The sequence below is a fragment of the Sphingomonas sp. GM_Shp_1 genome (assembly GCF_026540895.1).
Lineage (GTDB): Bacteria > Pseudomonadota > Alphaproteobacteria > Sphingomonadales > Sphingomonadaceae > Sphingomonas.
Map to the genome: position 1 here is coordinate 1 of NZ_JALNUR010000047.1, position 19298 is coordinate 19298.

At 67.9% G+C, this 19298-nt stretch carries 15 protein-coding genes and 1 tRNA gene; 14 read left to right on the forward strand and 2 right to left on the reverse strand.

The genetic code is table 11. The features are described from left to right. The 8 genes from OXQ33_RS16110 to OXQ33_RS16145 all read left to right on the forward strand — a co-directional run. Positions 1 to 268 (forward strand): A24 family peptidase (locus tag OXQ33_RS16110; RefSeq protein ID WP_267435694.1); only part of this gene is annotated, 268 nt, incomplete at its 5' end. Beyond that, on the forward strand, positions 265 to 690 hold the full coding sequence (locus OXQ33_RS16115; RefSeq protein ID WP_267435695.1) for a hypothetical protein: 426 nt from the start codon (positions 265 to 267) through the stop codon (positions 688 to 690). The genes OXQ33_RS16110 and OXQ33_RS16115, both read left to right, overlap by 4 nt. Before the next feature lie 200 nt (positions 691 to 890). Continuing rightward, a complete protein-coding gene (locus OXQ33_RS16120) occupies positions 891 to 3029 on the forward strand; it encodes a BamA/TamA family outer membrane protein (RefSeq protein WP_267435696.1) in 2139 nt (712 codons plus the stop codon). Next, positions 3029 to 7255 carry a translocation/assembly module TamB domain-containing protein gene (locus OXQ33_RS16125; RefSeq protein ID WP_267435697.1) on the forward strand — a complete coding sequence of 1409 codons (4227 nt, stop codon included), beginning with the start codon at positions 3029 to 3031 and terminating at the stop codon, positions 7253 to 7255. Before OXQ33_RS16120 ends, OXQ33_RS16125 begins: the two co-directional genes overlap by 1 nt. A gap of 121 nt (positions 7256 to 7376) precedes the next feature. Continuing rightward, positions 7377 to 8546, forward strand: coding sequence for an acetylornithine deacetylase (gene argE / locus OXQ33_RS16130; RefSeq protein WP_267435698.1), 1170 nt, complete (start codon positions 7377 to 7379; stop codon positions 8544 to 8546). Between the two features lie 298 nt (positions 8547 to 8844). Further along, on the forward strand, positions 8845 to 10170 hold the full coding sequence (locus OXQ33_RS16135; protein ID WP_267435699.1) for an EAL domain-containing protein: 1326 nt from the start codon (positions 8845 to 8847) through the stop codon (positions 10168 to 10170). Beyond that, the gene (locus OXQ33_RS16140) at positions 10157 to 12568 is read left to right on the forward strand and encodes an ATP-binding protein (RefSeq protein ID WP_267435700.1); all 2412 of its coding nucleotides are present in this window, start codon (positions 10157 to 10159) and stop codon (positions 12566 to 12568) included. The genes OXQ33_RS16135 and OXQ33_RS16140 overlap by 14 nt, the downstream gene beginning before the upstream one ends. Positions 12569 to 12634: 66 nt before the next feature. Beyond that, positions 12635 to 13024, forward strand: a complete 390-nt coding sequence (locus OXQ33_RS16145) for a response regulator (RefSeq protein WP_267435701.1) — start codon at positions 12635 to 12637, stop codon at positions 13022 to 13024. 34 nt (positions 13025 to 13058) lie between these two features. Here OXQ33_RS16145 and OXQ33_RS16150 read toward each other — a convergent pair whose 3' ends face one another. Then, a complete protein-coding gene (locus OXQ33_RS16150) occupies positions 13059 to 13907 on the reverse strand; it encodes a class I SAM-dependent methyltransferase (protein WP_267435702.1) in 849 nt (282 codons plus the stop codon). Between the two features lie 115 nt (positions 13908 to 14022). On the opposite strand from OXQ33_RS16150, the gene OXQ33_RS16155 reads away from it, so the two are divergent. The 5 genes from OXQ33_RS16155 to OXQ33_RS16175 all read left to right on the forward strand — a co-directional run bounded on the left by OXQ33_RS16155 (position 14023) and on the right by OXQ33_RS16175 (position 16385). Further along, positions 14023 to 14697: a ComF family protein gene (locus OXQ33_RS16155; RefSeq protein WP_346015358.1), complete on the forward strand. Its 675-nt coding sequence runs from the start codon at positions 14023 to 14025 to the stop codon at positions 14695 to 14697. A gap of 31 nt (positions 14698 to 14728) precedes the next feature. Beyond that, positions 14729 to 14986 (forward strand): glutaredoxin 3, encoded by a 258-nt coding sequence (grxC, locus tag OXQ33_RS16160; RefSeq protein WP_267435703.1) that lies wholly within the window; start codon positions 14729 to 14731, stop codon positions 14984 to 14986. Next, complete coding sequence (locus OXQ33_RS16165; RefSeq protein WP_267435704.1) at positions 14983 to 15807, forward strand: carbon-nitrogen hydrolase family protein; 825 nt, start codon at positions 14983 to 14985, stop codon at positions 15805 to 15807. Before grxC ends, OXQ33_RS16165 begins: the two co-directional genes overlap by 4 nt. After that, positions 15804 to 16235 carry a DUF1178 family protein gene (locus OXQ33_RS16170; protein ID WP_267435705.1) on the forward strand — a complete coding sequence of 144 codons (432 nt, stop codon included), beginning with the start codon at positions 15804 to 15806 and terminating at the stop codon, positions 16233 to 16235. The genes OXQ33_RS16165 and OXQ33_RS16170 overlap by 4 nt, the downstream gene beginning before the upstream one ends. Before the next feature lie 73 nt (positions 16236 to 16308). Then, a tRNA-Arg gene (locus OXQ33_RS16175) sits at positions 16309 to 16385 on the forward strand. 353 nt (positions 16386 to 16738) lie between these two features. Here OXQ33_RS16175 and asd read toward each other — a convergent pair. After that, entirely contained in the window at positions 16739 to 17599 is an 861-nt protein-coding gene (gene asd, locus OXQ33_RS16180; protein ID WP_267435706.1) for an archaetidylserine decarboxylase, read from the reverse strand. 38 nt (positions 17600 to 17637) lie between these two features. On the opposite strand from asd, the gene OXQ33_RS16185 reads away from it, so the two are divergent. Continuing rightward, positions 17638 to 19298, forward strand: a 1661-nt coding sequence (locus OXQ33_RS16185) for an aminotransferase class III-fold pyridoxal phosphate-dependent enzyme (protein ID WP_267435707.1), incomplete at its 3' end; no start/stop codon positions are given.

Here is a 19298-nt window from a genome sequence, read left to right on the forward strand (position 1 = left end):
GGTGATCGCGGCGGCCTATCGCCATGTCCGCGGGCGCGAAGGCATGGGTGGCGGCGACCCCAAGCTGATGGGGGCGATCGGGCTCTGGCTGGGCTGGCGGATGCTGCCCGGGGTGTTGCTGGCGGCCTGTGTCATCGGGCTGGGCTATGTGCTGCTGCGTCGCCTGCTGGGAACGCGGGTGGCGGCGGACGAGATGGTGCCGCTCGGCCTGTTGCTGGCGGTGGCGGCTTACCCATGCTGGATGTTGATGATAGCATCGGGGATATGATGCCGTTGCCCCTCTTCGCCCTGGCGCTGATGCAAGCGCAAGCCGCCGTTCCGACCCTGGGCACCCTGCCGCGCCAGCAATTGCCCGAACGCGGCTGCGCGGCCTATCTGTGGACCGTGCAGGACCAGCGCTTCGTCGCGATGGTCGAGCCGACGCGGCTGCGGCTGTCGCTGGACGGCAAGCTGGTGGATCTGGCCGCGACCCAGGCGGGCGAAGGCGGCGCGCTGGGGCTGGCGAGCGGCACCCGCTATGCCGGGGGCGGAGTCGGTGCGACGCTGACCATGACCATCGCCCAGCGCGAGACGTTGCAGGACGGGGCGATCGTGTCCGACGCCAGCCTCAGCATCGCACGCGAGGGACAGGATGAGGTCGTGGTGCCGGTCGGCGGGCTGGTCGGCTGCGCTCCCGCCGCCGCGCGGTAAGGATGGCGGCAACGATACTATTGACGACGCTAGGGAACCTGCACTGACCTTTTGGCGTTTGGGGTGTGCTGGGGGATCGATCCGAATGACGGAAGACCCTTTTGCGGAAAGGGGTTTTCTACGGCGTGGCGGGACGGATCGGCAGACACACTTGGCTTGCGGTCGCGCTGATTGCTCCCACATCCTTAACCACCCCGGCAATGGCGCAATTGTCGAAGCCCGGCAGCTCGCCTGCCCAGGGGCCCAGCTTGCCGCAGGACCAGCGTGACGGCACCGCCGACCCGCAGAACAATGCGCCGATCGTCCCCGATGCGCAGTTCGACGCCGCGCTGCCGCCGCTGAGCGGAGACATCAATGCGCCGCTGGAGCCGATGTCGACCATGACGACGGCCCAGCCCCAGACGAACACCATCCCCACGCCGCAGACCGCGCCGCCGCTTCCCCAGGCTCAGACCGGACAGCCGCTTGCGACCGGAGAAGCGATCGGCCCGGTCGCGCCTGAAGACCCGCAACTGGCCCAGCCGCTGACCCCGCTGGGCAGTTTCGATTCCACCCCGCTCCAGGCCGCCGCCGATCCGACAAGCGAGCGTGCGCCAGAAATCCGTTACGATATGGATGTGCGCGGGCTGGCCGAGCTGAATCTGGACGACGAGTTCAAGGGGCTGTCGGCGCTGCGCGAAGGCAAGGGCAAGGCGGCCAATGCAACCCAGGTCTCCGCCCGTGCGCGCGAGGACGAGCAGCTTGCGATCCGCCTGATGAAGTCGCTCGGCTATTACGACGCCACCGCCGTCTCGACGCTTCAGCGCGAAGGGCAGGGCGAGGGCGAAGCCGGCCGGTTGAAGGTCGTGCTGACCGCGACGCCGGGGCGGCTCTATCGCCTGTCCTCGGTCACGGTGAACGCGCAGGCCACGACGCCGCCCGACCTGGTCCGCACCAACCTGCCGATCAAGGTCGGCGACCCGATTGAGGCGGCGCGGATCGAGGGGGCAGAGGCGAATGTCAGCCTGGTCCTGCCGCAGCGCGGCTATCCCTTCGTCAAGGTCGGTGACCGCGACATCTTGCTGGAGGATCAGGGGCCGGAGCCGGTCGGCGCCTATACGCTGCCTGTCGATACGGGTCCGCGTTCGGCCTTCGGCAAGCTGACCACGGTCGGCGACGCGGTGTTCGACCTGGATCACCTGAACGTCTTCCCGCGCTTCGACGAGGGGCAACTCTATGACTCGCGGCTGACCGACGATCTGCGCAACGCGCTGGTCGCGACCGGGCTGTTCAACGGCGTCGCGGTCGAGCCCAAGCGGACGGGCCGGATGAACCCCGACGGTACGGAAGCGATCGACCTTCAGGTGACGCAGACCAAGGGGCCCGCCCGTACCCTGTCGGGTGAAGGCGGTTACTCGACCGGCCAGGGCGTGCGGTTGCAGGGCAGCTTCACCAACCGCAACGCCTTCAAGCCCGAGGGCGCGCTGATCGCCTCGGTCATCGCAGGCACGCAGGAACAGGGCTTGAGCGGCACCTTCCGCCGCTCGAACGCAGGGCGGCGCGACCGGACGTTCCAGGTCATCGCCTCGGCCAGCCACCAGAATTACGACGCCTTCGATGCGTTCATCGGTACGGTCGCCTTCCGCTGGAGCTATGACTCGACGCCGATCTGGCAGAAGAAATTCACCTATGCGTTCGGCGGCGAGCTGACCGGCACGAACGAAAGCGTCTATGATTTCGCGCGGGGCGAGCGGGTGCGCGGCACCTATGGCATCGCCGCGATTCCGGGTCAGGTGGTGTTCGACCAGTCCAACGACCTGCTCAACCCGACCCGCGGTTATCGCCTGAAGCTGAACCTCAGCCCGGAGACCTCGGTGCGCGGCGCGGTGCGGCCCTATGCGCGGATGATGATCGAGGGGACCTTCTATTATCCCTTCAACGACAGCCTGGTGATTGCGGGCCGGGCGCGCGCGGGTGCGATCTTCGGGATCGAGCGTGACGATCTGGCGCCGTCGCGGCGCTATTATGGCGGCGGCGGCGGGTCGGTGCGCGGCTATGGCTTCCAGCGGCTGGGGCCGTTCGATCCGCAGGGCAATCCGGTCGGCGGACGCAGCCTGAACGAGTTCGCGCTGGAGGCGCGCTATCGCTTCGGCAATTTCGGCATCGTGCCGTTCGTCGATGCGGGCAACAGCTATGAGAGCACGCTGCCCACGGGCAAGGACCTGCGCTTCGGTGCGGGTATCGGCGGGCGCTTCTACACCAATTTCGGGCCGCTGCGCGTCGACGTGGCGACGCCGCTGAACCCGCGTCCGGGTGACGGCAAGGTGGCCCTGTATATCTCGATCGGGCAGGCCTTCTGATGGCGGACGAACAGACCATGTCGGCCGAGCCTGACGTCATCGTCGTTCGCCGCCCCTTGTGGCAGCGTATCCTGAAGTGGATCGGCATCGTCTTGCTGGGCTTGGTCCTGCTGGTCGGGGCGATCCTGCTGGGGATCAACACCGATCCGGGGCGGCGCTTCGTCGCGGACCAGCTGGGCGGCTATTCCACCGCATCGGGGCTGAACATCAAGGTCGGGCGGATCGAGGGATCGCTCTATGGCCGGATGAGCCTGGTCGACCTGCGGGTCAGCGATCCCAAGGGCGTGTTCCTGTCCAGCCCGCGCCTGGACGTGGACTGGCGGCCCTTCGCCTATACCCGGAACCATGTCGATGTGCGGTCGCTGAACGCGGACCTGGTTACACTGGCGCGCAAGCCCGAGCTCAAGCCGACGCCCAGCGACCCCAATGCGCCGCTGCTCCCCGATCTCGACATCGATGTGAACCGGCTGACGCTCAAGCGCTTCGCGATCGGCGCGCCGGTGACGGGGCAGCGTCATGTGCTGGCGATCGACGGCAAGGTGCATATCGCCGATCGCCGCGCGCAGGTGACGGCCAGCGCCGATGCCCTGCGCGGGCCGGGGGTCGCGGGTGGCGACCGGCTGCGGCTGGTGCTCGACGCGGTGCCCGATGCCGATCGGCTGGCGGTGGACGTGAAGCTGACCGCGCCGACCGGCGGCGTGGTCGCGTCGATGGCGGGGCTGAAGGCGCCGCTGACGCTGTCGGTCGATGGGCGTGGCGGCTGGAAAGCGTGGCAGGGCCGCGCGATCGCGACGCTGGGCGGCGGCGAACTCGCCAATCTGAACGCCACCGCGCGCGACGGGCATATCGAGGTGCGCGGGCTGACCCGGCCCGGCCTGTATCTGGAAGGACCGGTCGAACGGCTGACCTCGCCGGCGCTTCAGGTCGCGATCGACACCACGCTGAACGAACGGCGTGCGGATACGCGGATGAAGCTGCGTTCGTCGGCCCTGATGGTCGATGCGGGCGGTCTGCTCGATCTGGCCAATAGCCGGTTCGGCGATTTCGCGGTCGATGCCAAGCTGCTGACTCCCGGCGCCATCGCGCCGAACCTGCGCGGCCGCGACGTGCTGGCGCGCGTGGTGCTGGACGGGGCCTTCGCGACGCCGACCGTGGATTACAAGATTCGCGCGACCTCGCTGGGCTTTGGCGAGACCTCGGTCGAGTATCTCTATGCCGAGGGTCTGGCGAAGGTGAATGCCGACCGCATCCTGGTGCCGGTCAAGGCGCGCGCCAGGCGGATCGCCGGGCTGAACGCCGCCGTGGGCGGGCTGACCACCAATGTCGCGATCCAGGGCGACTTCGCGGTCGCCATGCCCAATATCCTGTCGGACAATCTGCGCATCCGCTCGGACAATATCGATGCGACGGCGGTGGTCGTCGCCAATATGCAGACCGGGCGCTACACCGGCGCGCTCAAGGGCCGGGTCAACAATTACCGGGTCGAGAGCATCGGCATCATCAACCTGACCACCGACGCCAATCTGGTGGCGACGCCGAGCGGCTTCGGGGTGAAGGGCCGGGTGGTCGCGCGGACCTCGCAGATCTTCAACGGGGGCGCGCGCAACTTCCTGGGCGGCAATGCGATCGTGCGCGCCGATGTCGAATACAGCCCGCAAGGCATCGTGACGTTCAGCGGCCTTCGCCTGACCGCACCGCAATTCCGCGTGACGCGCGGGCAGGGGCGCTATGATCCGGCGACCGGCGCGGTGGCGGTGTCGGCGGACGCCTATTCCAACCAATATGGCCCGCTGAGCGCGCGGGTGACGGGGTCGCAGACCAATCCGGTGGTCGTGCTGCGCGCGGCCAAGCCGGGCGTCGGCGTCGGCCTCGCCAATCTCCAGGCGCGGGTCGTCGGGCGCAACGGTGCCTATGCGGTCAATGCCAGCGGCGACACCAATTATGGCCCCTTCACCGCCAATGTGCTGGTCAGCACCGGGCGGCAGTTGGCGATCGACATCCGCAGCCTGGTCTTCGCCGGGATCAACACCACGGGTCGCGTCGTCCAGACCGCCGCCGGGCCGTTCGCCGGCGCGCTGCAATTCGCGGGCCAGGGGATCAACGGTCGCGTCCAACTGGCCGACCAGGGCGGCAACCAGCGCGCCGACATCGCCGCGCGCGCCTATAATGCGCGCGTGCCCGGCATGGTCGACTTCACCATCGGCCGCGCCATCGTCAACGCCAGCGTCGTCATGCTGCCGAACGCGCCACAGATCGTCGCCGACGCGCAACTGGCCGACACCCGTTATGGCGAGGTCGTCATCCAGTCGGCACGCGCCAAGGTCAACTATACCGGCGGGCGCGGCACGGCGCAGGCGGTGATGACCGGATCGTCGAGCATCCCGTTCAACGTCGCGCTCAACGCCCGGCTGAGCCCCAACGATTATCTGATCGCGGCCAAGGGGCAGGCGAACGGCATCGCTTTCCGCACGACCAATCCCGCGCGGGTTCAGAATGTCGCGGGCGAGTGGCGGCTGTCGCCGACCCGGATCGACCTGGGTCAGGGGTCGGTGCGGATCGCCGGCTCCTATGGCAATGGAATGAAGGTCCAGACCCGTCTCGACCGGCTGGATATGTCGATCCTCGACGCCTTCGTCCCCAATCTGGGCATTTCGGGGCAGGCGAGCGGTGCGCTCGACTTCACCCAGGCGCGCGATGCCAGCTTCCCCGCCGCCGAGGCGCGCCTCACCGTCGCCAATTTCCGGCGCACCGGGCTGGCGGCGGTGTCGGAGGCGGTGGACATCGTCTTCGCGGGTCGTCTCGTCGCCGATGGCGGCGAGGCACGCGCGCTGATCCGGCGCGGGCAGATGGTGGTGGGCCGCATGGTCGCCAATCTGCGTCCGCTACCGCCGGGCAATGGCGGCTGGGTCAACCGGCTGATGCAGGCCCCGTTGTCGGGCGGCATCCGCTATAACGGCCCGTCTGCGGTGCTCTTCTCCTTCGCGGCACTGCCCAACCAGCAGTTGACGGGGCCGATCGCGGTGGCCGCCGACTTCTCGGGCCGGGTCTCCGCGCCGCAGTTGAACGGCCTGATCCGCGCCGACAATCTGACCTATGACAATGAGGCCTATGGCACCCGGCTGAGCAACATGCAGTTGGCGGGGCGCTTCTCCAACGACCGGCTGGAGATTACGCGGCTCCAGGCCAAGGCGGGCGAGGGCAGCATCCAGGCGCAGGGGACCGTCGGTCTGGCGGCGGACAGCGGCTATCCGATCGACATCCGCGCGCAACTGAACAATGCCCGCCTGGCCGACAGCGACGCGCTTGCTGCGACGACCAGCGGCACGGTCCGCCTGACCCATGGTCGCGACGGCGGGCTGATCCAGGGCGACCTGACCGTGCCCAATGCACGCTATCAGATCATCCGCCAGGGCCAGGCCGAGGTGCCCGAGCTGACCGGCGTGCGCCGTCGCAGCGAGATCCGTACCCCGCGTCCGACCGACCGGCCCGCCCCCACGCCGCCGCCGGGGCTGTTCCGCCTCGACCTGCGGGTGCGCGCGAACAACCAGCTCTTCGTGTCGGGCATGGGGCTGGAGTCCGAATGGGAGATGGACCTGCGCATCGGCGGCACCAGCGCGGCACCGACGATCAATGGCGGGCTCGATCTGGTGCGCGGTACATACAGCTTTGCGGGCAAGCGGTTCGAGGTGAATCGCGGCACGATCCGCTTCCGTGGCGGCGCGCTGACCGATCCGGACATCAATATCCAGGCGACGACGACCACCGACGGCATCACCGCGGTGATCAACGTCACCGGCACCGGACAGCGTCCGCAGATCGCCTTCACCTCGACGCCGACCCTGCCTCAGGACGAGGTGCTCAGCCGCCTGTTGTTCGGCACCAACCCCGAAAACCTGTCCGCGACCGAGGCGATCCAGCTGGCCGCCGCGCTCAACTCGCTGCGCGGCTCGGGCGGCGGCGGGCTGAACCCGCTGGGCAAGCTGCGCTCGGCGACCGGGTTCGACCGGCTGCGCGTCCTGGGCGCCGACGAGGCGACCGGGCGGGGCACCAGCCTGGCAGCGGGCAAATATCTGACCGACAATATCTATGTGGAGATCGTCACCGACGCGCGGGGCTTTACCGCCACCCAGTTGCAGATCGCACTGACCCGCACGCTCAGCCTGCTGACCCAGACCGGATCGTTCGGCGGATCGGCGGGCAGCCTGCGCTACTCGCGGGATTTCTAGGACCGCTGCTATCACTATCCTTCCCTCTCCCCTGTCCAGGGGAGAGGGCCCAGGGCGCAGGGCAGTTTTGCATTGCGGCAACGGGGTTTCACCAAAGTGCAACATCCGGCAGGATGGCGGCATGACTCCCGACCAGCTGTCCGCCCAGGCCACCGCCATCCTCGCCGATCTGATCGCGATCGACACCACTTCGCGCGAGTCCAATCTGGAGCTGATCGCCTATGTCGAGCGGCATCTGGCGGGCTTCGGGGTCGCCGGGCGGCGGGTTTTCAATGCCGATGGCAGCAAGGCCAATCTCTACGCCACGGTGGGACCGATGGAGGCGGGCGGCGTCGTCCTGTCGGGGCATAGCGATGTCGTGCCGGTCGACGGCCAGCCCTGGACCAGCGATCCCTGGCGGCTGACCCGGCGCGGCGACCGGCTGTTCGGGCGCGGCACCTGCGACATGAAGGGGTTCCTCGCCCTGTCTCTGGCGCTCGCCCCGCATGTGGCGAGCGCCGGGGCGAAGCGTCCCCTTCATCTGGCGATCTCCTATGACGAGGAGGTGGGATGCCTGGGCGCGCCGTCGATGATCGCCGAGATCGCGCGCGAACTGCCCGCCCCCGCCGCCGTGGTGGTGGGCGAGCCGACCGAGATGGTCGTGGTCGGCGGGCATAAGGGGATCGCCACCTGGAACGTCACCGTCACGGGGCATGAAGCGCATAGCAGCCTGCCCCATCTGGGCGTGTCGGCCAATATGGTCGCGATCCGGCTGATGCAGCGACTGGCCGACCTCGCCGAGCGACTGGCGGGGGAGGGCGACCCGCACGGGCCCTTCTGTCCGCATCATGCTACCCTGACCGTCGGCCAGATGGCGGGCGGGACAGCGGTCAACATCCTGGCGCGGGAGTGTCGGTTCGCCTTCGACCTGCGCACCCTGCCGGGGCAGGAGCCGGAGAAGGTGCTCGCCCCCTTCTTCGCCGCCTGTGCCGAGGCGGATGCGGCGCTGCGCCTGCGCTTTCCGGGAGCGGGGGTTCGGGTCGAGCGGCGCTCGCGCACCCCGGCCTTCGCGCCCGAAGCGGATGGAATGGCCGAACGGCTGGCACGCGCATGGGCGGGCGACAACGGTCCGGCGCGCGCGGTGCCCTATGCCGCGGAAGCAGGGCAGTTTCAGGGGGCGGGTTTCTCGACGATCATCTGTGGCCCGGGTTCGATCGCACAGGCGCATCAACCGGACGAGTATATCGAGGTCGCTCAGATGGAGCGGGGGGCCGCCTTCATGCTGAGGCTGGCGGATGATCTGTATCGATAAGGGACGGGGCCGATCGATTCGGCCGGAAAATCATGAGGCGATCCGTCGGTAGCTCCGCTCCGAATCGCCTCATGACATAACCTGTGTTTACCAGGGGCGCATGGTCTCGCCGTAGATCAGCGCGATGATGAACTTCAGCATGGATATTCTCCCTCGTTGACGACCGTTTCCGGCACGCGGGAATATAGTTAATGCTAAATTAACCATGACGCAATGGGTAACCGCTGCGCTAACGGACTGGAATGGCGCAGGAAAGGAGGTTAACACCTTCTTTAGTGGTCACGGTTACATTTGAGGGGTGAACGACAGTCCCTCTCGAATCGCGACCAGCGAATCCGGGCTTCCAGGCCCTGCCACCGGCGTCACGAATGCGGAGGCGGTGGACCCGCACTGGCAGTTCCTGATCCTGTTGGCGGTCGGCAACTTCACCATCCTGCGCCGCCGCTTCGGGCGGACGCATTGCGCCACGCTGATCGAGATGATCGTGGCACGCCTGACCGAGGCCTTTCCCGAGGCGATGGTTCGGTCCACCGGCGCGGCGGAAGTCGAGATGATGATGTTCGCCCCGGCCCGTGCGGTGCTGGAGGATCGATTGGCGGCGATGAACGCGCTGTTGTCGCAGCCCTTCGAGCTGGGCGGCGAACGCTGTCGCGTCGAACCGGTCCTGGGCGCCGCGGCGGCGACGGTGCCGCACGACGACGATATCCGCCTGTTGGAGGATGCCGAACAGGCGCTGGGCGATGCGCATATCGAAGGCCGTCCCGTCGTGCGTGAGATGGCGGCGCGCGCCGATCGGCTCGACCGGATCGCGCTTGCCCGCGATCTCAGCCAGGCGGTCGAGCAGGACGGGCTCTATGTCGAATATCAGCCCAAGGTTCATGTCCGTCAGCAGCGGATCGCCAGCATTGAGGCGCTGCTGCGCTGGCGGCATCCGGTCTATGGCATGATCTCGCCGATGGAGTTCATCCCGGTGGCCGAGGAGTCGCGCGTGATCGCGCCGCTGACCCTGTGGACATTGCGCCGGGTGATCGCCGACCAGCAAAGCCTGATCCGCGCGGGGCACGACCTGCGCGTCTATGTCAACATCTCCGGCATGTTGCTGAGCGACCAGAATTTCGTCCGGGAAGCCTGCGCGCTGGTGACCGACAGCGGCGCCCGTATCGGGTTCGAGATCACCGAAACCTCGGTCATCCGCGATCCCGACAGCGCGATCGCCAATCTTCAGACCTTCGTCGACATGGGCATCACCGTCGCGATCGACGATTATGGCGCGGGGCTGTCCTCGCTGTCCTATCTGAAGCAGTTGCCCGCCTGCGAATTGAAGATCGACAAGCTGTTCATCACCCAATTGACCAGTTCCAACCGCGATCCCCTGATCGTCCGTTCGACCATCGACCTGGCCCATGCGCTGGAGATGGAAGTGGTGGCCGAGGGGGTGGAAACGCCCGCCGCGCTGGCGCTGCTCAGCGTCATGGGGTGCGACATGATCCAGGGTTATCTCATCAGCCGTCCGATCGGCCTGGAGGCGCTGACCCGTTTCCTGACGGAACAGGGGCATCAGGCCACCGTGGCAATGGCCCGCCCGACGCCTTTCGCCCGTCTGGTGGCGAATGCGCGCGGTTAGGATCGCGCTGGTCGTCGCGGCATTGCTGGCGGCGGGCTTGGGATCGCGGGGAAGGGCGGAGACGGTCCCGCAGCCCGGCTTCGATCGCGCGATCGAGGCGGCCAAGGCCGAAATGCTCCGCGACCCGGCGGTCGCCATCCAAAAGGCCGAGGTGGCGCGGCAATCCGCCGGACGGATGGAGGACGCCGACCAGCGCGCGCTCGCCCTGGCGACGACGGACTGGCTGCGCGGCGAAGGGGCCAGCCGGCTGGGCGACAATCGGAAGGCGCGCACCGCGATTTCCGGCGCGCTGGGGACCGCGCGGCGACTGGCGCCGCAGTCCGATCTCTATGGCAACCTGCTATTGTCCCAGGGCAGCCTGGACATGGACACCGGCAATATCGCCGCCGCACTCCAGTCCTTTCAGGGCGCGTATCGCGTCTTTCAGCATCTGAACGATCCGCGCGGACAGGCGCGGGCGCTCGTCCAGATGGCGAACCTGTACATCAACGGAAAGGACTTCGCGTCGGCGCTCCGCTATCTGGAGCAGGCGCGGACCACCTATCAGGGCGACGACGCGCTGCGCATGGTCGTCCTCAACAACCGGTCGCTGACCCTGGGCGAACTGGGGCGGACGGAGGATGCGCTGGCCCAGTTGCGCGAAGCCGGCACGCTGGCGCAGCGGTTGAACAGTCCGCCGATGCTGGCGCAGGTCTGGCGCAATATCGCGCGCAGCGAATTGCGGCTCGGTCGGGTCGGGGCGGCGGAATCGGCGATCGCGCGCGCCCGCGCCGCCGACCCCGGCGATACGAGCACGCTGGACAGCATCGCCGCCCAGGCCGCCTTTCAACGCGGCCAACTGGCCCAGGCCGCCAATTTGATCGACCGGAGCTTCGAGGGTGTCGATGTCGGTCGGACCGGCGTGTCGCTGCGCGATGCGCACCAGAGCGCCTATCAGATCTATATGGCGGCGGGACGGACGGCGGATGCGCTTCGCCATCTGGAGGCGCTGAAGCGGATCGACGACGACGCCACCCGCCTCGCCACCTCGACCAGCCTCGCGCTGATGGGTGCGCGGTTCGACTTCGCCAATCAGGAATTGCGGATCGCGCGGATGAAGGCCGCCGACCTGCAACGCAACATCGCCTTCGAGCGCGAGCAGTTGCGCACCGAGCGGATCATCCTGATCGGATCGGTCGCCGCGATCATCGTCGTGCTCGCGCTGCTCGGCGTCTGGCTGGTCACGCTGGGCCGCAGCCGCAACCGGATTCGCGCCGCGCATGGCGACCTGGCCGTGACCAATGATCGGCTGGAAAAGGCGCTGGCGGTCAAGACCGAGTTTCTGGCGACGACCAGCCATGAGATCCGCACGCCCCTGAACGGCATATTGGGCATGACCCAGATCATGCTGGCCGACAGCGCGCTTCCCGGCGAACAGCGCGAGCGGGTGGAGGTGATGCACGGCGCGGGGATGACCATGCGTGCGCTGGTCGACGACCTGCTCGACGTGGCGAAGATCGAGAATGGCCGCCTGACGCTGGAGCAGGTGCCCTTCGATCTGGCGACCACGGTTCGCGACGCCTCGCGCCTGTTCGAGGGGCAGGCCGCGGCCAAGGCGCTGGGCTTCACCGTCGAATTGTCCGAATGTCCCGCCACCGTGCTGGGCGATCCGGCGCGCATCCGCCAGATCGTCTTCAACCTGTTGTCCAATGCGTTGAAGTTCACCGCGTCGGGGCAGGTGACGCTGTCGGCGCGGCGGACGGCGGACGGCGTGTCGATCCGCGTCAGCGATAGCGGTATCGGCATATCGCCCGACAATCTCGAGGAGATTTTCGAGGCCTTTCGTCAGGCCGATGCCAGCACCACCCGGCAATTCGGCGGCACCGGCCTGGGGCTGGCCATCTGTCGGCGGCTCGCCCGGGCGATGGGGGGCGACGTGACGGTGGAAAGCGTGGTGGGGCAGGGATCGACGTTCATCCTCACCCTGCCGCTCGACGAACTGGCCCCGGCGCCGGCGGTGGAGCGTCCGATCGTCCTCGTCGTCGATCGCAATCCGATCCGGCGGGCGATGTGGACCAATTTCTGTGCGCCATACGCGGTCGCGCAGTTCGTCGCCGACGCGGACGAAGCGGTCGCGCGCCTGGCCGAAGGGGGCGTTTCGCGCGTGCTGATCGATGACAGCGCGATCCGCGATGCGGAGGGCCGCCCGATGCTGTCGCGAATGGCACAGGTCCGAGCGGCGGGGGTTCCGACGTTCCTGTTATGGCCGGAATCGGACCCGTTGGAGCGGAACGAATTTTTTGGGCCTGGGTTGATCGAGGTTGTCGCGAAGCCGGTCGCGGGGGTCGAGGTGATGCGAAGGATGTTCGACACCTCACCGCAAACCGCCTTTACGCCTCTTGTAACGCAAGCGGCATGATCGCTAGGGCGGAGCTATGATCTGCGTCATGACCGCGAAGGGATGCGATACGGGGAAGGGGCGTCGATGAACGTCCTTTTCATCGAGGATGATCGCATGAACCGGCGCGTCGTGCGCGACATGCTCGACGTGGCGGGCGCCAGCATGGCGGAGGCGGAAAACGCCGAGATCGGCCTCGATATGATCGAGCGCGACTCCTATCACATGATCCTGATCGATCTGCGCATGCCGGGCATGGACGGCATCACCGCCATTCAGCGTATCCGCGCGCGGGGCGATGCCAAGGGCGAGGTGCCGATCATCGTCGTGACCGCCGACAGCGGCGTGGACCTGCGCGAACGATGTATGAGCGCGGGGGCCGATGACGTCATCGTGAAGCCCGTCGCGATGGACCAGCTGTTCGAGTCGATGGGTCGTATCCTCGCGGGTGACCGTGGCGGCGCGATGATCGGCTGAGCCCTTCGCGGAAGGGGCGAGTGTCAATCCGGCCTTAGCTCGCCGCATCCGGCTTGGGCTTAAGCGCATCGGCCAGTGACGCCGTGGCGCTGCCGCGCTTGGCGGGCAGGGGCTGGGAGGGGTCGGGGGCCCATCCGGTCAGGAAGATCAGGTTGAACTGCTCCGACACGCGCCCATCGGGATCGGCCAGATCGGCAAAGGCCGCCGCCGCCGCCGACAGCGCGGCGCGACCGATCGGGCGACGCTCGGCCAGCATGTTGCTCGCCCCCATGCCGCGCAGATCGCTCAGCAGCCGACCGAAGTCGCGGTAGCGGACCTCCAGCGTCTCGATATCGGCCACGGGCAGGGTGAAGCCCGCGCGCATCAGCAAATCCCCCGCCGACCGGACATCGACCTGCGGGTGCAGCCGCGCCACCGGACGTTCGGCCTCGGCCACGCGCAGTGCCGCGCGCAGCCGGGGCAGCGAACCGCCGCCGACGAACGCGCCCAGGAACAGCCCATCGGGCCGCAACACCCGCCGGATCAGCGTCAGCGCCCCCGGCAGATCGTCGATCTGGTCCAGCACGCCCGCGCTGACCACCAGATCGAAGCTGCGATCCGCAAAGGGCAGGCGATCCTCGTCCCCCTGCACGCCGCCCGCCGCATGGGCAAAGGCGAAGCCGGGGTCCAGCCGCGCCACCCGTGCACCCGGCGGCGCGGGGAACTGGCCGTCGAAGCAACCCAGGTCCAGGATATGGCGGAACGGCCGCGTGACGGCATCCAGCCGTTCGGCAAGGCCATCGAGCATCGCGGCGCGCAGGAAGTCGTGCGCGGCGAAATCGGGCTGGGCGCGGTCGCGATGGCGGCGGCGGGCGTTACTGTCGAAGATGGTCGGGCTGCTCACCGCCGCGCTTGTGCGCGCTTGTGCGATCGGGAACAAGTCGAACCCGATGGGTGGGCAAGCGAAAGCGACGGGATTTGCGCCGGGCGGGTGGCTGGCCGGGGCGATCCGCTGGGCCTTGCCGCCGCGCTGTCCGGGCTGCGCCGAACCGGTCGAGGCGGATCACCGCTTCTGTGCGTCATGCTGGGGACGATTGCGGTTTCTGGACGGGGCGGGGTGCGTCCGCTGCGGCCTGCCTCCGCCCGGGGAGCCGGGGCAGCATTGCGGGGCCTGCTTGGCGGATCCGCCGCACCATGCCGGAGTCCATGCCGCCGTCGCCTATGGTCCGATCGCGCGCGAACTGCCGATCCGGCTGAAACATGGTGGCCGGATCGGCGTGGCGGAGACCATGGCCGGGCCGATGGCGCGTCTGGTGCCGCATGATGCGGAATTGCTGGTCCCGGTGCCGCTGCATCGCTGGCGGCTGTGGCGGCGCGGGTTCAACCAGGCGGTATTGATCGGCGAGGGCGTGTCGCGGCGCACCGGCCTCCCCCTGTTGCGGGGCGGGCTGGAGCGGGTGAGGGCGACGCCGTTGCTGCGCGGCCTGTCGCCCCGCGAAAGGCGAAAGGCCGTGACGTCGGCGTTCCGTGTTACCGACCGGGCGGCGGTGAAGGGGCGGCGCATCGTCCTGATCGACGATGTCTATACCACCGGCGCGACAGCGAATGCGTGCGTGCGCGCTCTGCTGGCGGCGGGGGCGGCGTCGGTCGCGATCCTGTGCTGGGCGCGCGTCATCGAGGGGGCGGACGATTGACAAGCGCCCCCGCGCGCCACACCTGAGGGGGATGGCAAAGGTCGAAATCTACACCAAGGCGTTCTGTCCCTATTGCACCCGGGCCAAGGCGCTGCTCGCCTCCAAGGGCGTCGAGCCCGAGGAATTTGACATCAGCATGGGCGGCCCCAAGCGCGCCGAGATGATCGAGCGCGCGAACGGACGCACCACCGTGCCGCAGGTCTTCATCGACGGACAGCATATCGGCGGTTCGGACGATCTGGCCGCGCTCGACAAGCGCGGAGGGTTGGACCCGCTCCTGGCCGCATGACGGCGGTCGCGGTTCTTCAGATGACGGCGGGGATCGACCCCGCCGCCAATGCTGACACGCTGGAACGCGCCATTGCCGAGGCGGCGGCGGGGGGCGCGGCGATGCTGTTCACCCCCGAAATGTCGGGACTGATCGACCGCGACAAGGCGCGCGCGGCGGCGCATCTGACCTCCGAAGAACATGACCCGGTGCTCGCCCGCGTCCGCGCGGCGGCGGCGGCGCATGGCCTGTGGGTTCATCTCGGTTCGCTGGCGGTCAGGCGCGAGGACGGGCGGCTCGCCAACCGCGCCTATGTCATCGACGACCGGGGCGAGGTCCGCGCCCGGTACGACAAGATGCACCTGTTCGATGTCGACCTGCCCAGCGGCGAAAGCTGGCGGGAATCGGCGTCCTATGCGCCCGGCGAGCAGGCGGTGGTGGTCGACACGCCGGTCGGGCGGCTGGGCCTGGCCATCTGCTACGACATGCGCTTCCCAGCGCTGTTCGCCGCGCTGACCGAGGCGGGGGCGACGATCCTGTCGGTGCCCGCCGCCTTTACCCGCCCGACCGGTGCGGCGCATTGGCACGTCCTGCTCCGCGCCCGGGCGATCGAGGCGGGCGTGCATTTGATCGCCGCCGCGCAGACCGGCGAGCATCAGGACGGTCGCGCCACCTATGGCCATTCGCTGGTGGTCGGGCCCTGGGGCGAGGTGCTGCTGGACATGGGCGAGGCGGCGGGGCTGGGCTTCGCGACCCTCGACATGGCGCAGGTCGATGCGGTGCGGCAACGCCTGCCCGCGATCCGCCATCGCCGCGCGATCCCGCCGGTGGTGCGGGCATGATCGTCTTCGACCTGCGATGCGGGCACGGCCATGTGTTCGAGGCCTGGTTCGCCTCGTCCAACGCCTATGCCGATCAGCGTGAGGCCGGGCAGGTCGAATGTCCGCTGTGCGGCGATCGCCGGATCGACAAGGCGGTCATGGCCCCGCAGATCGCCGCCAAGGGCAACAGCAAGCCCGACACACCTTCGCCACAGGCGATCCGCGCCGTGCTGGAGCAACTGGCGGGCCAGCAGGCGAAGATGCTGGAAAAATCGACCTGGGTCGGTACCGCCTTCGCGGATCAGGCGCGTGCGATGCACGAAGGCACGGCGCCCGTCACGCAAATCCACGGTCAAGCCAGTCTGGCCGAGGCCAAGGCCCTGGTCGAGGAAGGCGTCTCCGTCGCGCCCCTGCCGTTCCCGGTGGTGCCACCGAAACAGGTCAACTGACGGCGGCGGGCTCCGCTCCGCCAAACCACTCTGGACCCCGCCCCACGACCCGAGTATCACCGCGTCCGCGTGGGGCCCCGTAGCTCAGCAGGATAGAGCATCAGATTCCTAATCTGGGGGCCACTGGTTCGAATCCAGTCGGGGTCACCACGCTCCTGAAATCAAAGATTTGGCGGCTATTTTGTGCCGTTTGTCTCACAGTAAAATCTCACAGCATTGGCCGCAGATGATGGCCAGCTATGCGCAACGTTCGGGCTGCTTCTTCCCTCTCCCCGCTATGAGGAGCGAGGTAAAAGAAGGGCGTATCTGAAGGTCGTTCGGCCCTAGTCTCGGCACGCCAGGGCGCGGGGCAGGACCACGGCTCGAACCGATCGATCATCGCGCGCCATAGCTGTTCGACGGGCGCGTCGATGCGACGTTCGAAGCGCTCATCGGCCATGGTGTCGCTCTCCCGGGTATGTCGCCGGAGGATAATGCCGCAAAAATTCGGAGGCATAGCGATTTCATCCGGTGCGCCCGATCACCTCGCCCGCGCGGATCGCCTGTCCCTCGACCAGATGGCCGGAAAGCGTCATCCCCCGGGGCAGGAACAGGAGGATGGTCGAGCCATGTTCGAACCAGCCCATCTCCTCGCCCTTGCCGATCCGCGCGGCACAGGCGCGGCGGCCGGGGCCATGCTCGCGCAGGGTCCGCTCGGTATCCAGGCAGTGGAGGCGGATGCTTGCGACCAGGATCGCGGCGACGGGGACGATCAGCAGGGGGCGTCCCGATACCAGCGTCCGCGCCTCGATCACCGCGCGTTCGTTGCGGCTGAACAGGCGCTCGACCCGCTTGAGCGCGATCGGGTTCACGTTCCAACAGTCGCCGGAGAGATAGGTCACCCCCTCCACCGCAATGTCGGTCGGCGCGTGGAAACGGTGATACATGCCCGCCGTCAGCCGCAGCGTGACGAACGATCCATCGCGGAATCGCTCGACCAGATTCGGGTCCGGGATCAGATCGCCGAGCCGATAGGGAAAGCCCTTCACCTGATAGAGCCGGTCGTCCTCGATCCGGCCATGCGCACCGACCAGCGCGTCGCAGGGGCTGGCGATCGAGTCGGGGTCGGTGTCGAACGCCCGCGCATCGTCGCGAAGCGGGCGGACGAAGCCGTCGCGCAACGACTTGAACCGCGTCGTCCGCGCGTCCGACAGGTCGACGCTCGCGAAGAATTTCCACAGCGCGATGCTGGGTTTCGCGACCAGCGGATGTTCGATCCGCGCGATCTTGCCCACCAATTGCGTCGCGAAACGGCGCGGCAGGCGGTTGGTGACGAGGAAATTGATGTCCTCGTTCAGGAAGAACCGCATGATGGGTCCGCGCATTGTCATGCCTCCGTCATGGGTACGCGGTCAAAGGCCGCATGAACCCGATTCTCACTGGCCTGCTGGCCGCCTCCGCCAGCGCGGTCGCCCTCACGAAAGGGCATCGCCGCCTGACCCTGTCGCGCGCCAAGCATCCGGGGCTGGGCGGCCATGTCCGCATGGCCAAGCACATCGCTGGGCAGATCCCCTTCTATACCTATGGCGAGGATCGCTTCTTCCGGGTCGACGATGCGCCGGATGCCATCGCCGACCAGCGCCGCGCGGCGTTCGAGCGGCTGGGGGACCTGTTCGCGACGCGATTCGCCAGGACGCTGGCGCTGACCCGCGAGACGCGCAGCGGCCTGTCCGACCTGCAATTCACCGGAGCCTATCGCGTGCCGTTCCAGTTTCGCGAGAAGGTGCGCACGACGCTGGCGACCGGTGCTTTCTACGAGCGGTCGGAGGGGCCCATCCTGGTCGATCTGGACGGCAATCGGCTGATCGACCTGACCGGCTCCTACGGCGTCAATCTGTTCGGCAACGACTTCTACAAGCAGACCATGGCCGAGGGTGCCGCGATGGTGCGCGACCTGGGCGGGGTGCTCGGCTCCTTCCACCCGGTCGTCGCCGACAATGTCCGCCGCCTGACCGCCTTGTCGGGCATGGACGAGGTGTCCTTCCACATGTCGGGGACCGAGGCGGTGATGCAGGCGGTGCGGCTGGCGCGCTATCATACCCGCCGTCCGCGGCTGGTGCGGTTCGCGGGCGCCTATCATGGCTGGTGGGGCGATGTGCAGCCGGGGATCGGCAACCCGGTGCCCGCCGACCGGACGCTGACCCTGGCCGACATGTCCGAGCGGACGCTGAAGGTGCTGGCGACGCGCAAGGATATCGCCTGTGTGCTGGTCAACCCGCTCCAGGCGATGCACCCCAATGGCTCGGCGCCCTCCGACGGGCAACTGGTCGATGGCGGACGCAAGGCGGGGGCGGACCTGATGGCGTACCGCGAGTGGCTGCACCGGCTGGCCGCAACGTGCCGCGCGAACGGTATCGTCCTGATCTTCGACGAGGTGTTCATGGGCTTCCGCCTGGCGAAGGGCGGCATGCCGGAATATTTCGGGGTGAAGCCGGACCTGATCACCTATGGTAAGACGCTGGGCGGGGGCCTGCCGGTCGGCGTGTTGTGCGGGCCATCGCATCTGATGAAGCGCTGGCGCGATGATCGGCCGGTGGATATTTGCTTCGCGCGCGGCACCTTCAACTCGCACCCCATGGTGATGGGGGCGATGAACGCCTTTCTCCAGCGGCTGGAGACGCCCGAGGTGGCGGCGCTGTACGCTGGACTGGACGAGCGCTGGAATGCCCGTGCGGCGATGTTCAACGCGCGAATGGCGGATGCGGGGCTGCCCCTGTCGGTCGCGCATGTCCAGACGATCTGGACCATCCTCTATTCGGTCGCCTCGCCCTATAACTGGATGCTGCAATATTATCTCCGGGCGGAAGGTCTGGCGCTGAGCTGGGTCGGGACCGGGCGGCTGATCTTCAGCCTCGACATCGACGACACCCTGTTCGCCGATATTTGCGACCGCTTCGTTGCAGCGGGACAACAGATGCGTGACGATGGCTGGTGGTGGACCTCGCCGGATGCGTCGAGCGACCTGAAGGCGGCGAACAAGGCGATCCGGCGGCGGATATTGAAGGAGTCGCTGGCGGTGCGGTT